14 protein-coding genes are annotated in these 19,623 nt (G+C 61.5%); 5 read left to right on the top strand and 9 right to left on the bottom strand.

The window, feature by feature from the left end:
* Positions 1-59 precede the first annotated feature (59 nt).
* The 3 genes from OP496_RS07960 (at position 60) to mntR (ending at position 5,863) form a co-directional block, all read left to right on the top strand.
* Positions 60-4,010, top strand: coding sequence for a NahK/ErcS family hybrid sensor histidine kinase/response regulator (locus OP496_RS07960; RefSeq protein WP_280563020.1), 3,951 nt, complete (start codon positions 60-62; stop codon positions 4,008-4,010).
* A 139-nt stretch (positions 4,011-4,149) separates the two neighbouring features.
* Positions 4,150-5,430: an Nramp family divalent metal transporter gene (locus OP496_RS07955; protein ID WP_280563019.1), complete on the top strand. Its 1,281-nt coding sequence runs from the start codon at positions 4,150-4,152 to the stop codon at positions 5,428-5,430.
* Positions 5,393-5,863, top strand: a complete 471-nt coding sequence (gene mntR / locus OP496_RS07950; protein ID WP_280563018.1) for a manganese-binding transcriptional regulator MntR — start codon at positions 5,393-5,395, stop codon at positions 5,861-5,863. The genes OP496_RS07955 and mntR overlap by 38 nt, the downstream gene beginning before the upstream one ends.
* A 135-nt stretch (positions 5,864-5,998) precedes the next feature.
* Here the strand turns inward: mntR and OP496_RS07945 are convergent, their stop codons facing one another.
* From OP496_RS07945 to OP496_RS07935, 3 genes are all read right to left on the bottom strand, one after another.
* Entirely contained in the window at positions 5,999-6,661 is a 663-nt protein-coding gene (locus tag OP496_RS07945) for a response regulator transcription factor (protein ID WP_280563015.1), read from the bottom strand.
* A gap of 260 nt (positions 6,662-6,921) precedes the next feature.
* Positions 6,922-8,871, bottom strand: coding sequence for an acetate--CoA ligase (gene acs / locus OP496_RS07940; RefSeq protein WP_280563134.1), 1,950 nt, complete (start codon positions 8,869-8,871; stop codon positions 6,922-6,924).
* A 153-nt stretch (positions 8,872-9,024) separates the two neighbouring features.
* Entirely contained in the window at positions 9,025-9,567 is a 543-nt protein-coding gene (locus OP496_RS07935) for a SprT-like domain-containing protein (protein ID WP_280563014.1), read from the bottom strand.
* 71 nt (positions 9,568-9,638) lie between these two features.
* Here OP496_RS07935 and OP496_RS07930 point away from each other — a divergent pair, with 71 nt between their 5' ends.
* The gene (locus OP496_RS07930) at positions 9,639-10,289 is read left to right on the top strand and encodes a UPF0149 family protein (RefSeq protein ID WP_280563013.1); all 651 of its coding nucleotides are present in this window, start codon (positions 9,639-9,641) and stop codon (positions 10,287-10,289) included.
* Between the two features lie 8 nt (positions 10,290-10,297).
* Here OP496_RS07930 and OP496_RS07925 read toward each other — a convergent pair whose 3' ends face one another.
* Complete coding sequence (locus tag OP496_RS07925; RefSeq protein WP_280563012.1) at positions 10,298-11,410, bottom strand: phospholipase D-like domain-containing protein; 1,113 nt, start codon at positions 11,408-11,410, stop codon at positions 10,298-10,300.
* 149 nt (positions 11,411-11,559) lie between these two features.
* Here OP496_RS07925 and plsB point away from each other — a divergent pair, with 149 nt between their 5' ends.
* Positions 11,560-13,995: a glycerol-3-phosphate 1-O-acyltransferase PlsB gene (gene plsB / locus OP496_RS07920; RefSeq protein WP_280563011.1), complete on the top strand. Its 2,436-nt coding sequence runs from the start codon at positions 11,560-11,562 to the stop codon at positions 13,993-13,995.
* Positions 13,996-14,018: 23 nt separating this feature from the next.
* Here plsB and OP496_RS07915 read toward each other — a convergent pair whose 3' ends face one another.
* The 5 genes from OP496_RS07915 to aceF all read right to left on the bottom strand — a co-directional run bounded on the left by OP496_RS07915 (position 14,019) and on the right by aceF (position 19,511).
* Complete coding sequence (locus OP496_RS07915; RefSeq protein ID WP_280563009.1) at positions 14,019-14,789, bottom strand: class I SAM-dependent methyltransferase; 771 nt, start codon at positions 14,787-14,789, stop codon at positions 14,019-14,021.
* Positions 14,786-15,583, bottom strand: coding sequence for an undecaprenyl-diphosphate phosphatase (locus OP496_RS07910; protein WP_280563007.1), 798 nt, complete (start codon positions 15,581-15,583; stop codon positions 14,786-14,788). Before OP496_RS07910 ends, OP496_RS07915 begins: the two co-directional genes overlap by 4 nt.
* Before the next feature lie 86 nt (positions 15,584-15,669).
* On the bottom strand, positions 15,670-16,356 hold the full coding sequence (gene tsaB / locus OP496_RS07905; protein ID WP_280563006.1) for a tRNA (adenosine(37)-N6)-threonylcarbamoyltransferase complex dimerization subunit type 1 TsaB: 687 nt from the start codon (positions 16,354-16,356) through the stop codon (positions 15,670-15,672).
* 144 nt (positions 16,357-16,500) lie between these two features.
* Positions 16,501-17,157 (bottom strand): adenylate kinase, encoded by a 657-nt coding sequence (gene adk, locus OP496_RS07900; RefSeq protein WP_280563005.1) that lies wholly within the window; start codon positions 17,155-17,157, stop codon positions 16,501-16,503.
* A gap of 293 nt (positions 17,158-17,450) precedes the next feature.
* Positions 17,451-19,511, bottom strand: a complete 2,061-nt coding sequence (aceF, locus tag OP496_RS07895) for a pyruvate dehydrogenase complex dihydrolipoyllysine-residue acetyltransferase (protein WP_280563004.1) — start codon at positions 19,509-19,511, stop codon at positions 17,451-17,453.
* Positions 19,512-19,623: the final 112 nt, after the last annotated feature.

The raw sequence follows: 19,623 nt of genomic DNA, 5'->3' as shown, positions 1-19,623 counted from the left end.
GACGACTGACGCGCGCCAGCGGATTACCCTAGAATGGCGGCAGACATAGGAGAGAGAGCATGTTTGCTGGCTGGCTACTGATCGTCGTATCGCTGATCTACATTGCCGTATTGTTTGCCATCGCTTGGCGTGGCGATAGCCAGGCCAAGCGCCATGGACCGGGCAAACGGCGTCCCATCGTCTACAGTCTCGCGCTGGCGGTCTACTGTACGTCGTGGACATTCTATGGCGCCGTCGGTGAGGCCGCTACGTCGGGCTGGTCGTTCGCCAGCATCTTTGTCGGCCCGATTCTGACCTTCCTGCTGTTCTGGCCCGTGTTGGCCAAGATGATCCGTGTCGCCAAGCGCCAGAACGTGACCTCGATCGCCGACTTCATCGCCTCGCGCTATGGCAAGACCCAGTCACTGGCGGCGTTCGCCAGCCTGGTGGCCTTGATCGGCACGCTACCCTACATCGCCTTGCAGCTGAAGGCCGTGGCCTCGGCGTTCACCGTATTGACCGACAGCGCCGACCTGACTCGTGCCCCTGTATTCGGCGATACAGCCTTCTATATCGCGGCTTTCATGGCGCTGTTCGCCATCCTCTTCGGAACGCGACATACCGATGCCACCGAGCATCACGAGGGGCTGATTCACGCCATCGCCTTCGAATCGGTGGTCAAACTGCTGGCGTTTCTGGTCCTCGGCGCCTACGTCACCTGGGGCATGTTCAACGGCCTCGGCGACCTGTTCGGCCGTGCCGATACCTATCTAGAATTGCAGCGCCAGTTGACCGAGCAGGATTTCGGCCACGGCTTCTGGGCACAGACGCTGCTGGCAATGCTGGCCATCTTCTGCCTGCCGCGCCAGTTCCACCTCGCCGTGGTGGAAAACACTCATGCGGACGATGCCAAGCGTGCCCGCTGGCTGTTCCCGCTATATCTAGCCGCCATCGGACTCTTCGTTCTACCTATCGCAGCGGCGGGCTTGACGATATTTCCCGATGGCGACGTCAACCCCGACACCTTCATGCTTGCGCTGCCCATGGCCGGCGGCAGCGAATGGCTAGGTCTACTCACCTTCATCGGCGGGCTCTCAGCAGCCACCGGCATGGTCATCATGGCCGCCATGACGGTGTCGATCATGATCTCCAACGAGATCATCATCCCGCTGCTGTTCCGCCTACGCTGGTTCGTCACCGAAGGCGACTACGCCAAGCTGGTGCTACGTGCGCGACGCGCGACCATCGTCGTCATTCTGCTGCTGGCCTATATCTTTTATCGCCTGATCGCCGAATACAGCACCCTGGCTTCGACAGGCATGTTGTCGTTCGCCGCAGCCGCCCAGTTCGCGCCTGCCTTGCTGGGTGGGCTTTACTGGAAGCGTGGCAACCGCCTCGGTGTCATTGCCGGCATGAACGTCGGTTTCGCGGTGTGGGCCTACACGCTGTTGCTACCATCGCTGGTGCAGGCCGAATTACTGCCGATGACCTGGCTGACCAGCGGCCCCTTGGGGCTCGACTGGCTGGCACCGACGCACCTGTTCGGTCTCAACGTCGGTGACAGCTTCACCCACGGCGTCATGTTGTCCTTGGGACTCAACCTGTTCTGCTACATCTTTGTCTCGCAGATCACCCCGCAGCGCGTCGTCGAGCGCATCCAGGCATCATTATTCGTCGATAGCGTCGAAACTCGCCAGACCTCGGTCAACCGTCCGTGGACCGGTGCCACTACGGTGGGCGATCTCAAGGTTCTCTGCGAGCGCTTCCTGGGCACCAGCCAGGTACAGCGCGCCTTCGAGGACTATTCACGCCGTGGTGGCCAGTCCGTGGACGACAATACCCGCGCCTCGATCGACGTCATCCAGTTCACCGAACGGCTATTGTCGTCGGTACTCGGGGCGTCCTCGGCACGCATCGTGGTCAATTCGGCGTTGCAGGGACGCGGTATCGGTATTTCCGATGTCATCTCGATCGTCGACGAAGCCTCGCAGGTACTGGAGTTCAACCGCGCCCTGCTGCAAGCGACCATCGAGAACATCAACCAGGGCATCAGCGTGATCGATCAGAACGCGCGCCTGGTGGTATGGAACCAACGTTATCTGGAACTGTTTCGCTTCCCTGACAGTTTGATCCGAGTCAACGCGCCGTTCGACAAGATCCTGCGCTACAACGCGCATAACGGTGAATACGGCCCCGGCGACCCCGAGGAGCACGTCGAGCTCTTGATGGACAACATCCGCCAGGGACAACCGCACCGCTACGTGCGTTACCGCCAGGATGGCACTGTGCTCGAGGTCCAGGGCAACCCCATGCCAGGCGGTGGATTCGTCTACACCTATCAGGACATTACCCAGCAAAAGCGCACCGAAGAGGCGCTGATCCGCTCCGAAAACAACATTCGCATCTACACCGACAATGTGCCGGCGCTGATCGCCTATTTCGACAAGGAATGCCGCTACCTCTTTACCAACCGCGCCTATGAAGCGGCGATGGGCATTGACCGCAACGAAGCGATCGGCGAACGCTTCGACCACGTCATGCCCGCTCAGGTCATCCGCGAGCGTTCGCCGTGGATGCATCGTGTTCTGGCCGGCGAGCGGGTGAGCTTCGAAATCTCACAGGACGACGGCGACGGCGGCGTGCGTTACATGCTGGTGACCTACACGCCGCACTTTGGCGAAGGCGAGAATGTACTCGGGTTCTTCGCCCTCTATCAGGACATCACCGAGCGCCGTCTGGCCGAAATCGCTCTGCGCGAGACCAACGAAAATCTCGAGGAACGCGTCCGCGAGCGGACCCAGGCACTGTCCGAGGCCAATGCGGCCCTGCGTCAGGAAAACCACGTGCGCGCCGAGGCCGAGTCGGCGCTGCGCCAAGCCAAGCAGGTCGCTGAGGAGGCCAACGCCTCGAAAACACGTTTTCTGGCTGCCGCCAGCCATGATCTGCTCCAACCGCTCAACGCCGCGCGTCTATTCACCTCGGCACTGGGGCAGCAGGTCGAAACCGACGAGCTCCGCCATACCATTGATCATATCGACAATTCGCTACAGGCCGCCGAGGAGCTTTTGAGCACGTTGCTCGACATCTCCAAGCTTGATGCCGGCGCCCTGACACCCCGCCGCACACAGTTCCCATTGACCGACATCCTGCGCCCGCTGCGCGCCGAGTTCGAAGTCATGGCGACGGATCGTGGGCTCGATCTGGATGTCGTCGCCACCGGGACCTGGGTGGACAGCGACGCCCAGATGTTGCGACGCATCGTGCAGAATTTCCTCTCCAACGCGCTGCGCTATACACAGCAAGGGCGTGTGCTGCTGGGTTGCCGGCGCAAGGGCGAAAAACTGAGCATCGAGGTCTGGGATACCGGTCCGGGAATTCCCGAGGCCAAGCAGGCGGAAATCTTCCAGGAATTTCGTCGCCTCGATCAGGCCTCGCGTCACAAGGAGGGCGAGAAAGGCCTGGGACTCGGGCTGTCCATCGCCGACCGCATGAGCCGAGTGCTTGAGCATCCCATCAAGATTCGCTCGTGGGAAAATGTCGGCACCGTGTTCTCGGTGTCGGTGCCACGGGTCGAGGAACGCCAGCAGGAAAAAAGCGCCGAGGATACGCCCACGCGGCGTCCCGGCAACAAACTCGCAGGCGCCAGAATCCTGTGTATCGACAACGAGACACTGATCCTCGAGGGCATGAAGGCGATGCTCGATGGCTGGGAGTGCGAAGTCTTCACCGCCACGTCCATCGGCGGCGCCAAGTCGGTGTTACGCCATCTGGACAGCGATCCCGAGGCCATTCTCGCCGACTACCATCTAGATAACGAGGTCACCGGATTGATGACTCTGGAAGCCCTCGAGAAACTCTGCGATGGGCCCGTCCCGGGTATCGTGATCACCGCCGACCAGACCGACGAGGTCGCCGAGGAGATTCGTCGCAATGGCTATCAGTTACTGCTCAAGCCGGTGCGCCCGGCCGCCTTGCGGGCGCTTTTGACACGCACCCTGCAAGCCAACCGCGCCGCTCGCCAGGACCGCTAGCGTGGGAGACAGACGACACTCGGAAGCAATTAATAGTCAACATCAATCGCTTCTCGGGACAACGACTATTGGTCAAGCCAAGGCCTCTAAGTTAACCTTTAGACATTCGATTAACCATGGTTAAATTAGGGTCGCTACCATGCTGAGTACAATTTCCGACAGTGCGATCCGCGAGCAAGCGGCCTCGACGCTCAATGGCAAGGCCCGACGCTGGGGATGGACAGCCTTTTTCGGCCCTGCGCTGATCGCCGCGGTGGCCTATATCGACCCCGGCAACTTCGCCACCAACATCGAAGCGGGGTCGCGCTACGGCTATACCCTACTGTGGGGGGTACTCGTCGCCAATCTGATGGCCATGCTGATCCAGACCCTCTCGGCACGCCTGGGGCTCGCCACCGGGCGCAACTTGCCCCAGGTGATTCGCGCACGCTATCCACGCCCCGTGGTCTGGTGCTATTGGATACAAGCAGAGGTCGTGGCCATCGCCACCGATCTCGCCGAATTTCTCGGCGCGGCATTAGCCTTCAATCTGTTGTTCGGGCTATCGCTGATGGAAGGCGCGTTGCTCACCGGAGCGATCACCTACCTGGCACTGCATCTCTACCGCTACGGTTTCCGCCTCATGGAGATCGTCATCGGCGCCATGATCCTGGCCGTGGCGGGCGGCTTCATCCTCGAGCTGGTGCTCAGCCGACCGGAAACGACACCGCTACTCGAAGGTTTGCTGATTCCCGGCTTTCCAGATAGCTATTCGCTCTACCTGGCGGCGGGTATACTCGGCGCCACGGTCATGCCGCATGTCATCTATCTGCATTCGGCCCTGTCGCAGCAACGCATCCAAGTGAAGGACGATGCCCACCGCTTACGCTTGATGCGTTACTATCGCCTCGATGTCATCATCGGCATGGCTATCGCCGGTGTGATCAACCTCAGCATGCTGGCCATGGCAGCGGCAGTCTTTCATGCCAACGGCCGGTTGGATGTCGCCACCATCAGTGATAGCTATCAATTGCTGGCACCGATGCTGGGGCAGGTCACTGCGAGTCATGTCTTCGGTGCCGCCTTGTTGCTCGCCGGGCTGTCGTCGTCCATCGTCGGCACGCTGTCTGGGCAAGTCATCATGCAGGGCTTCGTGAACTTCACGATCCCTCTTTGGCTGCGCCGCCTGGTGACCATGTTGCCGGCGCTGGTGATCATCATGCTCGGCGTGTCCGAGCAGAAGGCCTTGGTCGCCAGTCAGGTGATTCTCAGCTTCGGGATTCCGTTTGCACTCATCCCACTGCTTTTCTTCACCGCCAATCGCCGTATCATGGGCAACCTGGTCAATCACAAATCGGTAACCGTGGTGGGCGGTATCGTGTGCACGTTAATCGTCGCCCTTAATGCGTACGTGCTATTTTCTACGTTCACGGGACACTGAAAGCAGGGGTTGCATGAAGTCTCAGCCCAAGCACGAATATTTCAAACGCGTTCGGCAGGATCATCAGACCGAGCTGGTCGAGGATTATGTCGAGGAAATCGCGCACCTGCATACGCAGCTGGGCGAAGCTCGTGCCAGCGATCTGGCCGAGTGCTTCGGCGTCAGTGCGGCGGCAGTGTCGAAAGTCATCGCACGTTTGAAACGCGACGGCCTTGCCGTCGCGCGCCCCTACCGCGGGATCTTCCTGACCGACGAGGGGGATGCCCTCGCCAAGCGCGTCATGGCACGCCACCGGGTAGTACTCGATGCCTTGCGGGCGCTCGGTGTGCCCGAGGAAGTCGCACGTGCCGACTCCGAGGGCATCGAGCATCACTGCAGTGAAGAAACCGTCAACGCCATGCGCGATTTCCTGGACCGCCAGTCGCCTTCATGAGCCGCCTAACACGGCCCTGGGAGTGCGTACTGATACGCAGATAGCCCCCCGTACGAAGAAGCCGCTCCCATGCTACTGGGAACGGCTTCTTGTCTCTCACATGGCCTCGTCTCGTATGCTGTCGCCAAGGGCAGCCTAGGACTCGACCTTGGGCGGCTCGACCTCGAGTTTCTGTGCAGCGATGACCGCCTGCGTGCGCGAATGCACCCCCAGTTTACGGAGTATCGCCGTGACGTGCGCCTTGATGGTCGCCTCCGACACGTTGAGCTCATAGGCGATCTGCTTGTTGAGCAGGCCTTCGTTCAACATGTTGAGTACCCGGAACTGCTGGGGCGTCAGTGAGGCGATGGCTTCGGCGAAACGTGCTTCCTCTTCGTTCGATTCGCCGAGAATTTCAGCCATCTCTTCTGGCAACCAGACCTCTCCCTCGAGCACCTGGCGGATCGCCTCGGCGATAACATCCAGCGACGAGGACTTGGGAATGAAACCCGATGCGCCATAGTCGATGGCACGACGCACGACGGGCGGCTCCTCGCTACCCGAAATGACGACCACGGGCACCTCGGGCGACTGACCGCGCAGTTGGATCAGTCCCGAAAAGCCATGTGCGCCCGGCATGTGCAAGTCAAGCAAGATAAGATCGGCATCGGGATGGCGCATTACCATGTCGGAAGTCGCCTCCATGGTATCGGCTTCGACGATCTCCGCCTGTGGCGCTACTTGGCGCAACGCCTGGTTGAGCGCGGCACGAAATAGCGGGTGGTCATCGGCGACGATGAATTTCTGGGCAAAAGCCATTGTGTCTCCTCCGGATCCCCCATGGAGCGAACGGTCGTGCCGCGATTGTCTTCGGCAAGCATCAGGTTCACGTCTTGTTTTCAACATGTTACCCCATGCTGTAGACAATACCCAAGCCTTGCGTCGACGCACCCCCGAACGTTCCTGGTGGCACGAAAAAGCCGGCCATCGGCCGGCGAAAGTCGGGCGGGCACCCGAGGCGAGCTGGCGTGCCGCCCCATGTCGAACGAACCGACGCCGGATACCCACCCCAACACGTGTCAACGATTGGCGCGATGCTCGATCAACTCATCGACCACGCTCGGGTCAGCCAACGTACTGGTGTCGCCCAAGCCCTCGCACTCGTTGGCGGCGATCTTACGCAAGATACGCCGCATGATCTTGCCGGAACGGGTCTTCGGCAGCCCCGGCGCCCACTGAATGACATCCGGCGTCGCTATAGGCCCGATATCCTTGCGCACCCATTGCGTCAATTCCTTGCGTAGCTCCTCACTGGGTTCAACGTCGTCACCCAGGGTCACGTAAATGTAGATGCCCTGTCCCTTGATGTCGTGGGGATACCCAACCACAGCGGCTTCGGCAACAGCGCTATGTGCCACCAGCGAGGATTCGATCTCGGCGGTGCCCATGCGATGTCCGGAGACGTTGAGCACGTCGTCGATGCGGCCAGTGATCCAGTAGTAGCCATCTTCGTCACGGCGGCAGCCATCGCCGGTGAAGTAGACGCCTTCGTAAGGAGAGAAGTACGTCTGCACGAAGCGTTCGTGATCGTTCCAGATGGTACGTGCCTGACCAGGCCAGGAATCGAGGAGCACTAGATTGCCCGAAGTGGCGCCTTCGAGCACGTTGCCATCATTGTCGAGCAACGCCGGGCGCACGCCGAAAAACGGCCGCGTGGCGGAGCCCGGTTTGAGATCAGTCGCCCCTGGCAACGGTGTGATCATGATGCCACCGGTCTCGGTCTGCCACCAGGTGTCGACGATCGGGCAGCGCGAATTGCCGATCACACTGTGAAACCAGCTCCAGGCCTGGGGATTGATCGGCTCGCCCACCGACCCCAGTACACGCAGACTGTCACGCCGGCTAGAGTCCATGATGTTCTCGCCATGCGCCATCAACGCGCGGATGGCAGTCGGCGAAGTGTAGAGGATCGATACCTGGTGCTTGTCGATGATCTCGCCGAGACGCCCATGCGAAGGATAGCTTGGCACGCCTTCGAACATCAGCGTGGTCGCGCCGTTGGCCAGCGGACCATAGACGATGTAGCTATGTCCGGTGACCCAGCCCACATCGGCGCTGCACCAGTACACCTCACCCTCATGGTAGTCGAATACGTAGCGATGCGTCAGCGCCGCATAGAGCAGATAGCCACCGGTGGTGTGCTTGAGCCCCTTGGGACGTCCGGTAGAGCCGGAAGTATAGAGAATGAACAGCGCATCCTCGGCGTTCATGTTCTCCGCCGGGCATTCGCTGGACTGGCGCTCGACCCACTCGTGGTACCAGACGTCACGGTCGTCATGCCATTCGATCTCCCCGCCGGTGCGGCGCACGACCAGCACCTTGTCGACGATATCGGTACCGTCGCGAGTCATCGCGGCGTCGACGTTATCCTTGAGCGGCACATGCTTGCCACCACGTACCGACTCGTCGGCGGTGATGACCACCCGCGACTGGGCATCGACCACGCGCTGAGCCAGAGCATCCGGCGAGAAACCGCCGAATACGACCGAGTGGATAGCCCCGATACGCGCACACGCCAGCATGGCCACCGACGCCTCGGGGATCATCGGCATGTAGAGCGTGACGGTGTCACCCTTGGTGACTCCCATCTCCTTGAGGGCGTTGCTCAAGCGGCACACCTCGGCATGCAGCTCGCGGTAGGTAATGGTCTTGTCCTGCCCCGGGTCGTCGCCTTCCCAGATGATCGCTGGTTGATCGCCACGGGTCTCAAGATGGCGATCGAGACAATTGTAGGCAGCGTTGAGCTCGCCATCCTCGAACCAGCGAATATCCACGTTGGAAGAAGCGAATGAAGTATTCTTGATCTTGGTCGGCGCCTTGAACCAATCCAGAGACTCGGCCTGTTCCGCCCAGAAGCCTTCGGGATCGTCGACGGAGCGCTGATAAAGGCTCAGATACGTCTCGTTATCCGCCCAGGCATTGGCGGCGAAATCCTCCGCCACCGGGTAGACTTTCTGCTGTTCGGTCATGGCTTCCTCGCAAAGGTCGAGAAATGGATAATCGGTCACACGCTTGCCAATGTGACCGTCCAAGAATGTGTTACCAGCATATACCCCTAGCCCCCCTGGCTCCCTATTAGACCTTGGTATTACCATTTTTTCTTTTTAATTCATTGAGTTACATCATTTTTTAGCAACGAAGTGCAAGCGCTGTCGACAATGTCGGCAATGATAGTTCGTGCCTCGCTGTGCCAGCGAATGACGCCGTGCGGAAAAATGATGCTCAGTGACACAACCACAACGGTAGCAATACGGCGCGGGACTGGCACGCGTGACATCGAAGCGATGCGTGGTACGTGGTGGCAAACCGTAGAGCTTGCGCATGACGGTACGCCATTCGTGACCGTGCGGACGCGCTGGCGGCCCCTCGAGATGGAAGACCAGCCAATGCGCCATCTCATGCGGCACCACATCCACCATGAACGCCTGGCGGTTCTCGCGCAGCAGGACCGGATTGAAACGTAGACCACCGCGCGAGAAGTGCGCCTGACCGGCGCCCTTGCCACGCAGATCCAACCACACGCCGGGGCGCGGCAGAGAAGGATGAACATCGAGGGCAACGCGCCAAGCCGCCTCGACACGCGCATATAGCGCCTCGTGCAGGGCCGGCTCGTCGAGCGACACTAACCAATCGTTATCGGGAGAGGGCAAGGTGACAGACATCATGGGATGCTAGAATGCCGCGCAACGCGACAGGCGTCCACCACTCACCGACAGCTCCCTGCAAGAGGCCCATCATGTCCGAGACGTCGCCCCCCATGCCACTGCTCGACGACGCAGCGCTCGAGACCCTCGACGATTTCCTGGCATCCGACCAGGTCGATCCCGAAGCGCTCGACTTGATCGGCACGCACGGCTTCCTCATCGCTCTCGCGATCGCGCCGATCGAGACACCGGCCACGACCTGGGTCGCCGAGCTTTACCATGGCGAACCGCAGTTCACCGACGCCGCGCAACGCGAGCAGATTCTCGGCCTCTGCGAGACACTCAAGCAAAACGCTATCGAAGCCCTCGAGCACGGCCATCTACCCGAACTGCCGTTCGATCTCGAGCTCGGCGACATCGCCCCGGAGGAAACGCCCATCGGCGATTGGTGCGCGGGCTTCATGGAAGGCGTATTCCTTAATGAAGTCGCCTGGTTTGAACACGACGAAACTCGGGTCGCCGAACTGCTGCTGCCCTTCATGGCGTTGTCGGGATTGTTCGATGACGAACCCGACATGCACGAGCTGATCGCTGACAGCACTCGCGCCGAGGCACTCGTCAAGCAGCTACCCGAGCTGATTCTGGATCTCTATCTGCACTACCGCGTCCCCGAGGAAAAACCCAAGCCCACGCCGCGCAAGAAGAAACCCGCCGGACGGCCAGGCAGCAAGGGACGCGGCTAAGCACACGTTCAGCGCAATCGCGTCATCCATCCGTTGAGGGTGCCGAAAATCCATTCACGACCGCGCTGAGTCCATGGACGCTGACGCCACTGATCCCAATGGTTTTCCTCGCTGGCAGCGAAGTTGCGCTCGAACAGGGCCGCCACGTCGCGGGCGAAACCGGCGTCCTCGACTTCCTGGTTGGCCTCCAGATTCCACTGCAGACTCCAGTGGTCGAAATTGCACGAGCCGATCGATGCCCAATCGTCGACCAGCACGAACTTGGCGTGAATGAAGGTCGGCTGAAACTCGTAGATGCGCACCCCGGCCCGCAACAGTCGCGCGTAGAAACGCTGCCCAGCATAGCGAATACCCGGATGGTCATGGCGCGATCCCGGAAGCAACAGGCGCACGTCGAGCCCCAGGCGCGCGGCACGGATCAGGCGTCGGCGCAGACTGAAGGTCGGCACGAAGTAGGGTGTGCACAGCCACAACCGCCGCTCGGCAGTGGCAATACGCTGATGCAGCGAATGCCGGATCGCCTGGTAACGATGCCCACGCCCACTGATCATTCGCCCGCGCATGTCCTCCGTGAGTGGTGCGATGTGGCGCGGGGACGGCCAGTACCGCAGCGCTGCCTTGCGGCGTGTCAAGGGCGACTCCCAGAGCTGCGCGAACAGTCTGGTCCAATCCGCGACGACCGGTCCCTCGATACGTACGGCGACTTCATACCATGCCTCGATGAAGGAATCGACGGCGCCGAAACCACCAGTAAAAGCCAGTTGCTCGTCGACGATCAGCAGCTTGCGATGATCGCGCGACAGATTTTTGCCCAGTTGATGCCAGGCCAGCGGATTGAAGAAGCGCAACGTCACGCCTGCTTCGCGCAAGCGCTCGCGGTCCGCATGCGCGAGCTTCATCGAACCGTAGCCATCGAGCAGTACCAGCACCGTGATACCCCGCCCAGCCGCCGTGCACAAGGCATCGATCACCCGCGTGGCGAGCGTGCCCGATTCCATCAGATAGAGTTCGAGATAAAGCGTAGTGCGCGCTTCATCGATGGCTGAGAACAAGGCGGGAAGAAAACGCTTGCCTTCCGGCAATAAGGTGAAACGGTTGCCTACCTGCCAACGTCCGCGCATGGTGTCTCCTTGATTCGCCGCCTGCGCAGCGGCTTGGTCATGCGTATTGACGCACGTTTGCAACGTCGCTTAAAAGCGCCAGCCTTGGGCCTACCCCGCCTGGACCTGGCTAGCTATACTGCTTTATCGCGTTCCTTCAAGGCTAATGGATGGCTGTTCTACGCACGCTCCTCGCTCCCTTGCACGCCCTGTGCCGCACCCTGCTCGACCACTGGCTCGACTACCGTCATGTCGAAGCGCAGCAGCTCGCGCTCGATGCCACGCGGCCAACGATCTACGTGCTCCCGCACCCCGCCTTTTCGGACAGACTGGCACTCGAACTGATAACACACCGCGAGGGCCTGCCCAGTGCCCGAGGCAGTGTCGCGCTCGGCGAGACGTACCTTCACGCTTGTATCGCCCTGCCCCGGCTCAGTCGCGGGCTGACGCAGATACACGGACGACGCTCTCTGCATCTCGACACCTTGCTGGCAGAGCTAGCCGACGCACCCGATCGAGATATCCAGCTCGTGCCGGTAAGCATGTTCTGGGGGCGTGCCCCAGGCAAGGACTTCGGCTTCTGGAAATTGCTCGCAGCGGATAGCTGGCAGTGGAGCGGACGCCTGCGCCGACTCTTGTCGATGGCGATCAATGGCAAGCATGTGCAGGTACATATCGGCGCACCGTTGCAACTACGCACGTTGGTCGAGACACGTTCGCTACCGGTCGCCCAGCGCAAGACGGCACGCGTACTACGCGTTCACTTTCGTCGTGTACGCGCTCGCGTGCTGGGTCCCGATCTTTCGCATCGCAATACGCTGATCCGCGGCGTGGTCGACAGTCCACAAGTGCGCCAGGCGATCGCCGATGCGGCCACCGCCCGCGGCACAAGCCCCGCGCGTGAAACCCGCCGCGCGTTGCGCTATGGCCGCGAGATTGCTTCCAACACCTCGTACCCCGTGCTGCGTTTCCTCTACCAGCTGCTACGCCGGCTCTGGAATCGCCTCTACAACGGCGTCACCGTGAACGGACTCGATGACGTCAAGGCACTGGCCGGCGATCATGAATTGATCTATGTGCCCTGTCATCGCAGCCATATCGACTACCTGCTGTTGTCCTACGTACTATTTCGCGAAGGATTGATGCCGCCGCACATCGCGGCGGGCCGCAACCTCGACATGCCGGTGATCGGCGCTTTGCTACGTCGTGGCGGGGCTTTCTTCCTGCGCCGCAGCTTTCGTGACAACCGCCTCTACGCGGCGGTGTTCAACGAATACGTGCATCGCCTGATCTCGCGTGGGCACCCACTGGAGTACTTCATCGAAGGCGGACGCTCGCGCACCGGGCGCATGCTGGCACCGCGCCCAGGCATGCTGGCCATGACCCTACGCTCCTTCGCCCGCGACCCCCGCCGCGAGGTCGCCTTCGTGCCGGTCTATGTCGGCTACGAGAAAGTGCTGGAAAGCGGCAGCTACCTCAAGGAATTGCGCGGCGGGCACAAGAGGAAGGAATCGCCCTTCGATCTGTTGCGCATCGTGCGTCGTCTACGCCAGTCGTACGGGCATGTCACGGTCAATGTCGGCGAACCGCTCATGCTCAGCGGCTTTCTCGACCGCCAGGTCCCCGATTGGCGGGACAACCGCCGTCAAACGCGCCCCGACTGGATTAATCAGGCCGTGCCCGCGCTGGGGTCTATCCTGGCCCAACGCGTCAACGCCGCAGCGGCTATCACGCCGGTCTCGCTGGTCGCTCTGGGACTGCTGGCCAATTCGCACCACGCCATCGAGGCCGACCTGCTCGAGCGTCATATGCGCTTGCTGGTGGACCTGAGACGGCATCTCCCGGGCGGTGAACGTATCACCCTGCCCGCGGGCGAACCTCGGGACTGGATTTCCCACACCGCTCAATTGGCATTCATCGAGTGCCGCCAACAGGCACTCGGCGAACTCGTACTCGCCACGCCGGAGCAAGCCACTTTATTGACCTGGTATCGCAATAACGTCTTGCATCTATTCATCGACATGGCGCTGGTCGCCTTCGCGTATCGGCATAACACCCGTTTTAATACGCAAGAGTTGCTCACGCTGCTGGGCCCCGCCTGGCCGGTGCTCGCACATGAATTCCACCTGCCCTTTGAAGCCTTCGCGCCACGCCTGGAACGCGCTCTGGCAGCGCTGGCATCGGAGGATCTGCTGATCGAGACCGATCACGCCTGGGAGCGCCCGGCGGGGCATCTGGCCAGCAGCGAACACCTGCGCCTGCTGGGGCGGCTGGTACAACCGACCCTGGAGCGCGGTTATCTGCTGCTGGCCGTACTGCTGCGCGAGGGAAGCGGCACCCTGACCCGCGAGGCATTGGAGGAACAAAGCCGTCAGTTGGCTGAACGTCTCACCCTGCTCTCCGGGCTCAACGCGCCGGAGTTCTTCGACAAACGTCTCTTCAGCGGCTTGCTCGACACCCTCGAGGCACAGGGCTGGTTATGGCAGGAAAACGACACGCTGTGCTATGACAGCTCGCTCGAAAGCGCTCAGCGTCGCGGGCAGGCGCTCTTTGATCCCAGCCTGCGCCACCGCCTGACCCAACTGGTACATCGCCAGCCATCGTAGTATCGGGCGTTAGATGATGACGGTCACGCGGGTTTCAGGCTGCGATGCACATAGAGATCATAGCGGCTGGTCTTGCCCTCGAGAACGTGATCGGGCGCGGGGCCCTCAAGTGGCGGCGCGCGGCGTGGGCGCTTGACCACCACCCGGTGCGTAGCGACCTGCAGAGCGGCTTCCAGCAGACGTGGCGCGTCATCATCGCCACCGGCCAGTTCGCGGAAAACGCGCATCTCCTTCTTGACCAGCGCACTCTTGTCGCGGTGTGGAAACATAGGGTCGAGATGTACCACCTGCGGCGCGACGTCGTGATGCGCCACCAGGGGCGCCAGCTCACGCGCAGCATCGCCATTCGCCACTCGCATGCGCGCCACGATCTCGGCGGCCTCATCATCCGCTTGGGCACGCCGCACGCCATCTTCGAGCAGGGCGTAAATCGCTGCCACGCGCTCGATCAGCAACACCTGGGCGCCGAGGCTCGCCAGCACGAAGGCATCACGCCCCAGCCCCGCCGTGGCATCGACGATGCTCGGTGTCACGCCGTGCGCCAGTCCGCATGCCTTGGCGATCAGTTGCCCACGCCCGCCGCCAAAGCGGCGTCGGTGCGCGACTTTGCCAGCGGCGAAATCGACTCGAATCGGCGCGCCATAGCGACGCGTGTCGCCCGACAGCGCTAGGCCCTCATCGCTCATGACCAAGTACAAGGCAGTGTCGGCATCTGCCTCGGGCTGCCAGGGCAGCCCGAGCCGCGCAGCCAGCGCACGTACCGGCTCACCGATGGCCGTGACCCGTTCACTCATGCCACCCACACCAGCAGCACGACGCCCAGAATCAGGCGGTAGATGACGAACGGCAGCATGCCGATGCGATCCAACGCGGCCAGGAACAACTTGATACACAGCCACGCCGCGACGAACGACATCAGCGTCCCCGCGATGATCGTGCCCCAGGCCACACCCTCGCCCGCTTCGACAAGCTCGATGCCCTTGAGCGAACCGGCGGCGAGAATCAACGGGATCGACAGCAAGAACGAGAAACGCGCGGCGGCCTGGCGGGTGAAGCCCAGCAGTAAGGCCGCCGTGATCGTGATGCCCGAGCGCGACGTCCCGGGAATCAATGCCAAGGCCTGGGCGAGCCCGATGATCAGCGCATTGCGCAGCGACATCGCGGTCAACGCATGCTGGCGACTACCGCGTACATCCGCCCACCACAGCAGCAGCCCGAAAACCAGGGTGGTGATGGCGATCACCAGCGAGGCGCGAAGATATGACGCGATGACACTTTCCAGCAGAAAACCGATGATGACGGCCGGCAGGGTGCCGATAATCACCGCCCAGCCCAGGCGGCTTTCCGGCGTCGCTGGTGCACCGCGACACTGCGCCACCCAATCACGCACGATTCGAGTCACTTCACGATGAAAGACCAGCACCACCGCGGCTAACGAGCCGACATGTACAGCAACATCGAAGGCCAATCCCTGATCGGGCCAACCCAGCAACTGCGACGGGAGAATCAGGTGAGCGGATGACGAAATGGGCAGGAATTCGGTAAGGCCTTGAATGATGGCCAGCGCAACGACGTGCAACCAATCCATGAAGTGTCCTTGAAGCAACGAAAAACATGACGCTGCGTACGAGCGTGCGAGCACGCCATTATTATTCTCGAGAGCTTAAGAAACGCTTAGCCGCGCTGCCATGCCACCTCATTGCGCAGATACACCGGAACCGCCACGTCGGGCGACGGGAGTTCGCCCGACTGCCAAGCCCGCACGGCCAGATGGATCATATCCTCGGCAGCTGGCTGCGGTTCACTCAGGCACTGGCCAAGCGCCGACTGCACTTCCACGGGCATACGCTCGCGTAAGGTCCAGCCCGAGCCGATGCCGACCCAATCGACATCGTGGGAAGCGACAGGCAGGCGCACCCGCTCCGGTGCCAACACGGCTTCCTCCATAAGCGGCTCGAGTACGCCATCGTGACAGCGATAGGCCGCGGCATAGATCTCATCCATGCGGGCGTCCATTGCCGCCACCACATAGCGCGCATAGAGACGCCGATGGGCAGCAAGCGCCAAGGCTTCCAAGGTGGAGACGCCGATCAAGGGGCACTCGAGCGCGAAAGCCAGCCCCTGCGCCGTCCCGGCAGCGATGCGCAAACCGGTAAACGAGCCCGGCCCACGACCGTATGCCAACGCATCAAGATCGGAGAGCCCTACGCCCGCCTCAGCCAGCACGTCATCGACCATCGGCATCAGGAGTTGGGTGTGCTGACGCGGGGCATCACGATAACGGGAGATGACATGGCCATCGCGCCACAGGGCGCAGGAACAGGCGCTAGTAGAGGCATCCAAGGCCAACAGAGTGGGCATCAGCGATCATCGAGCAACGGGTGAGCCCGCACTATAAACGTGCCATCGGTCATTGGCAAAACGCCCGGCACACTACTCGACGCAATGTTTGACGCAGGTCGTCATTGCGCGGCGCCAGGGACGCCGCGCGGCAGGAACGGAGGCTTATCCCTCGAGCGCCGTCAGCACCTGCTGGCGGATCGACGCGACGCTGCCAGTACCTTCCACACGGTGGTAGGATGGCGCGCTTTGCGGGTCTTGCTGGGCCCATTCGCGGTAATACTTCACCAGCGGCTCGGTCTGTTCATGGTAAACGGACAAGCGGTTGCGCACGGTCGATTCCTGATCGTCTTCGCGCAGCACGATCGCTTCACCCGTCACGTCATCCTTGCCCTCTTCCTTGGGCGGTTGATACTCGACGTGATAGACACGCCCAGAGCCCGGATGCACCCGGCGACCCGCAAGGCGCTTGACGATTTCTTCGTCATCCACGGCGACTTCCAGCACATGGTCGAGCTTGACGTTAGCATCTTTCATGGCATCGGCTTGGGGAATCGTGCGTGGGAAACCATCGAACAGGAAGCCGTTGGCGCAATCAGGCTGGGCGATACGCTCCTTGACCAGCGAGATGATGATGTCGTCAGACACCAGACCGCCGCTGTTCATGATCTCCTTGACCCTGAGCCCCAGTTCACTTTCCTCCTTGACCGCCGTACGCAACATGTCGCCGGTGGAGATCTGCGGAATGTCAAAATATTCGCAGATGAATTGGGCCTGGGTGCCCTTGCCTGCGCCCGGGGCGCCCAACAAGATCAAACGCATCGATAGTGCTCCTTGAACGAGTCATCACATGTTCGTTATTAGCCATGGCATGCTCCATGAAGCACACACCATCGCCTTGGGAATGGCCCATGACGATACCTGCACGGCTCAAGCGGCACAAGCACGCCCGCCCCGGGCTCGGCCTGCTCCAATCGCCATAATTCGTCTTTTTTCATAGAGTTGCCTGAAGCGTTGCACTTTCGTAGCGCGCCTGACAGCGGCTTTATTTGTCGCGACATAAAAAAGCGGCCCCCTTAGGAGGCCGCTTCTATCACGTCACCTATGTGCCTGGATCACATCAACAGGCGACGAATATCGCTCAGCGCCTGGGCCAGGAAGGCCGTGAAGCGAGCCGCGTCGGCACCGTTGACCGCCCGGTGGTCGTAGGACAGCGACAGCGGCATCATCAGCCGCGGCGCGAACTCGGCGCCGTCCCATACGGGTTTCGTCTGTGCCTTGGAAATGCCGAGGATGGCGACTTCCGGTGCATTGACGATGGGCGTGAAGGCGGTACCGCCGATGGAGCCCAAGCTGGAGATGGTGAAGCAGCCACCGGTCATCTCTTCGCGCTTGAGCTTCTTCGACTGTGCCTTGCCGGCCAGTTCGACCGATTCCTTGGCAAGATCGATCAGCGATTTCTGGTCGGCGTTGCGGATCACCGGGACCATCAGGCCGTCCGGCGTGTCCACGGCAATGCCGATGTGCACGTAGTGCTTCTGTACCAGCGTTTCGCCGTCGCTCTTCAGGCTGACGTTGAACTGCGGGAATTTCTGCAAGGCGTAGGCACAGGCCTTGATCATGAACGGCAGCGGCGTGAGCTTGGCGTCCTGCTTGGCAGCCTCGTCCTTCATCGACTTGCGGAAGGCTTCAAGCTCGGTGATGTCCGCCTCGTCGAACTGCGTGACGTGCGGCACGTTGAGCCAACTGCGGTGCAGGTTGGCCGCGCCGGCTTTCATCAGGCGGCCCATGGGCTTTTCCTCGACCTCACCGAACTGGCTGAAGTCGATATCCGGCACCGCTGGGATGCCCGCACCGCCACTCGGCGCAGCAGTGCTTCCGGCCCTGCTGGAACGCTGCTGAAGGGCGGTCTTGACATAGCCTTGCACGTCTTCCTTCAGCACGCGACGCTTGGGCCCGGTGGGCGTCACCTGAGCCAGATCGACGCCCAGTTCGCGGGCCAGCATGCGCACCGCCGGACCGGCATGCACATGCGCGCCGGCGGTCTTTTCCTCGCCTTGCTTGTGACGCGCCTCGGGGCTCGGTTCACCCGTGGGCTGCTTGGTAGACGGCGTCGACTTGGAAGCACTAGCTTTTTGCTGACCGGAGTCGGCCTTCTGATCCGCCTTGCCAGCGTCGGACTTCTTGCCGGCATCGGCTTTCTTGGCCGGCTTCTTGGCGCCGGCCACGTCGATATAGCCGATCAAGTCGCCCTCGGAGACGCTATCGCCTTCCTTGACCGAGACCTCGACCACCTTGCCCTTGTAGGGGCTGGGCACGTCCATGGAGGCCTTGTCGGATTCCAGCGTGATCAGTGTGTCTTCCTCGCTGATCTCATCACCTTCGCTGATCGCCAGCTCGATGACCGGCACGTTTTCGCTGCCGCCGATATCGGGGACGCGGAGTTCCTTGCGGCCACCCTCGTCACCATTTTCTTGTGTCTCGTCGTCGGCGTCTTGATCCTCGGCACCCGCGTCTGACTCGGCACTGCCGGAATCGTCTTCCGCCGGCGCTTCGTCAGTAGCGGCGTCGTCACCTTCATCGACGATCTCCATGCTGCCGATCAGGTCACCCTCGGAGACGCTGTCGCCCTCCTTGACCGCCAGCGAGACGAGCTTGCCGCTGTAGGGGCTCGGCACGTCCATGGAGGCCTTGTCGGATTCCAGCGTAATCAGCGAGTCTTCAGCGTTGACGTCGTCGCCTTCGCTGACCGGCACCTCGATGATCTCGACACCTTCGCCACCGCCGATGTCCGGTACCTTCACTTCAACGGTGCGCTTGCCGCCACCGGAAGATTGCTTCTTCGGCGCCGCCTTCTCAGGCTCGGCTTCGTCCTGAGACTTGGCATCGTCCTGAGAGGACTCGTCGGCATCGCTATCGCTCTGCCCGTCGCCACCACCTTCGGCTTCGAGCTCGAGGATATCGTCACCTTCGGAGACGCTATCGCCTTCCTTGACCAACATCTTGACGACCTTGCCGCCCTTGGGCGCCGGGACGTCCATGCTGGCCTTGTCGGACTCCAGCGTGATCATGGCGTCCTCGGCGACGATGACATCGCCTTCGGACACCGCCACCTCGATGATCTCGACGCCGTCACTACCGCCGATATCGGGAACTTTGATGATTTCGCTACTCAAGGTCGCGCTCCTTTCCAATCTGGCAGTCTGGTCGTCCCGGCAACACATCGCACCCGGGCAATACGACCAGACCAGGCAATCTGGCCATGGCCGCCACCACATCTAACCGGTG

The sequence above is a fragment of the Chromohalobacter sp. 48-RD10 genome, from assembly GCF_029889785.1.
GTDB lineage: Bacteria > Pseudomonadota > Gammaproteobacteria > Pseudomonadales > Halomonadaceae > Chromohalobacter.
Note: the sequence above shows the minus strand (reverse complement) of the source record. Positions and strands in the feature narration are given on the sequence as shown.

What these genes read in the sequence shown, in the direction of transcription:
- OP496_RS07960 (WP_280563020.1), top strand. Translation starts at nt 60, where the DNA reads ATGTTTGCTGGCTGGCTACTGATCGTCGTATCGCTGATCTACATTGCC.
- OP496_RS07955 (WP_280563019.1), top strand. Translation starts at nt 4,150, where the DNA reads ATGCTGAGTACAATTTCCGACAGTGCGATCCGCGAGCAAGCGGCCTCG.
- mntR (WP_280563018.1), top strand. Translation starts at nt 5,393, where the DNA reads ATGCGTACGTGCTATTTTCTACGTTCACGGGACACTGAAAGCAGGGGT.
- OP496_RS07945 (WP_280563015.1), bottom strand. Translation starts at nt 6,661, where the DNA reads ATGGCTTTTGCCCAGAAATTCATCGTCGCCGATGACCACCCGCTATTT.
- acs (WP_280563134.1), bottom strand. Translation starts at nt 8,871, where the DNA reads ATGACCGAACAGCAGAAAGTCTACCCGGTGGCGGAGGATTTCGCCGCC.
- OP496_RS07935 (WP_280563014.1), bottom strand. Translation starts at nt 9,567, where the DNA reads ATGATGTCTGTCACCTTGCCCTCTCCCGATAACGATTGGTTAGTGTCG.
- OP496_RS07930 (WP_280563013.1), top strand. Translation starts at nt 9,639, where the DNA reads ATGTCCGAGACGTCGCCCCCCATGCCACTGCTCGACGACGCAGCGCTC.
- OP496_RS07925 (WP_280563012.1), bottom strand. Translation starts at nt 11,410, where the DNA reads ATGCGCGGACGTTGGCAGGTAGGCAACCGTTTCACCTTATTGCCGGAA.
- plsB (WP_280563011.1), top strand. Translation starts at nt 11,560, where the DNA reads ATGGCTGTTCTACGCACGCTCCTCGCTCCCTTGCACGCCCTGTGCCGC.
- OP496_RS07915 (WP_280563009.1), bottom strand. Translation starts at nt 14,789, where the DNA reads ATGAGTGAACGGGTCACGGCCATCGGTGAGCCGGTACGTGCGCTGGCT.
- OP496_RS07910 (WP_280563007.1), bottom strand. Translation starts at nt 15,583, where the DNA reads ATGGATTGGTTGCACGTCGTTGCGCTGGCCATCATTCAAGGCCTTACC.
- tsaB (WP_280563006.1), bottom strand. Translation starts at nt 16,356, where the DNA reads ATGCCCACTCTGTTGGCCTTGGATGCCTCTACTAGCGCCTGTTCCTGC.
- adk (WP_280563005.1), bottom strand. Translation starts at nt 17,157, where the DNA reads ATGCGTTTGATCTTGTTGGGCGCCCCGGGCGCAGGCAAGGGCACCCAG.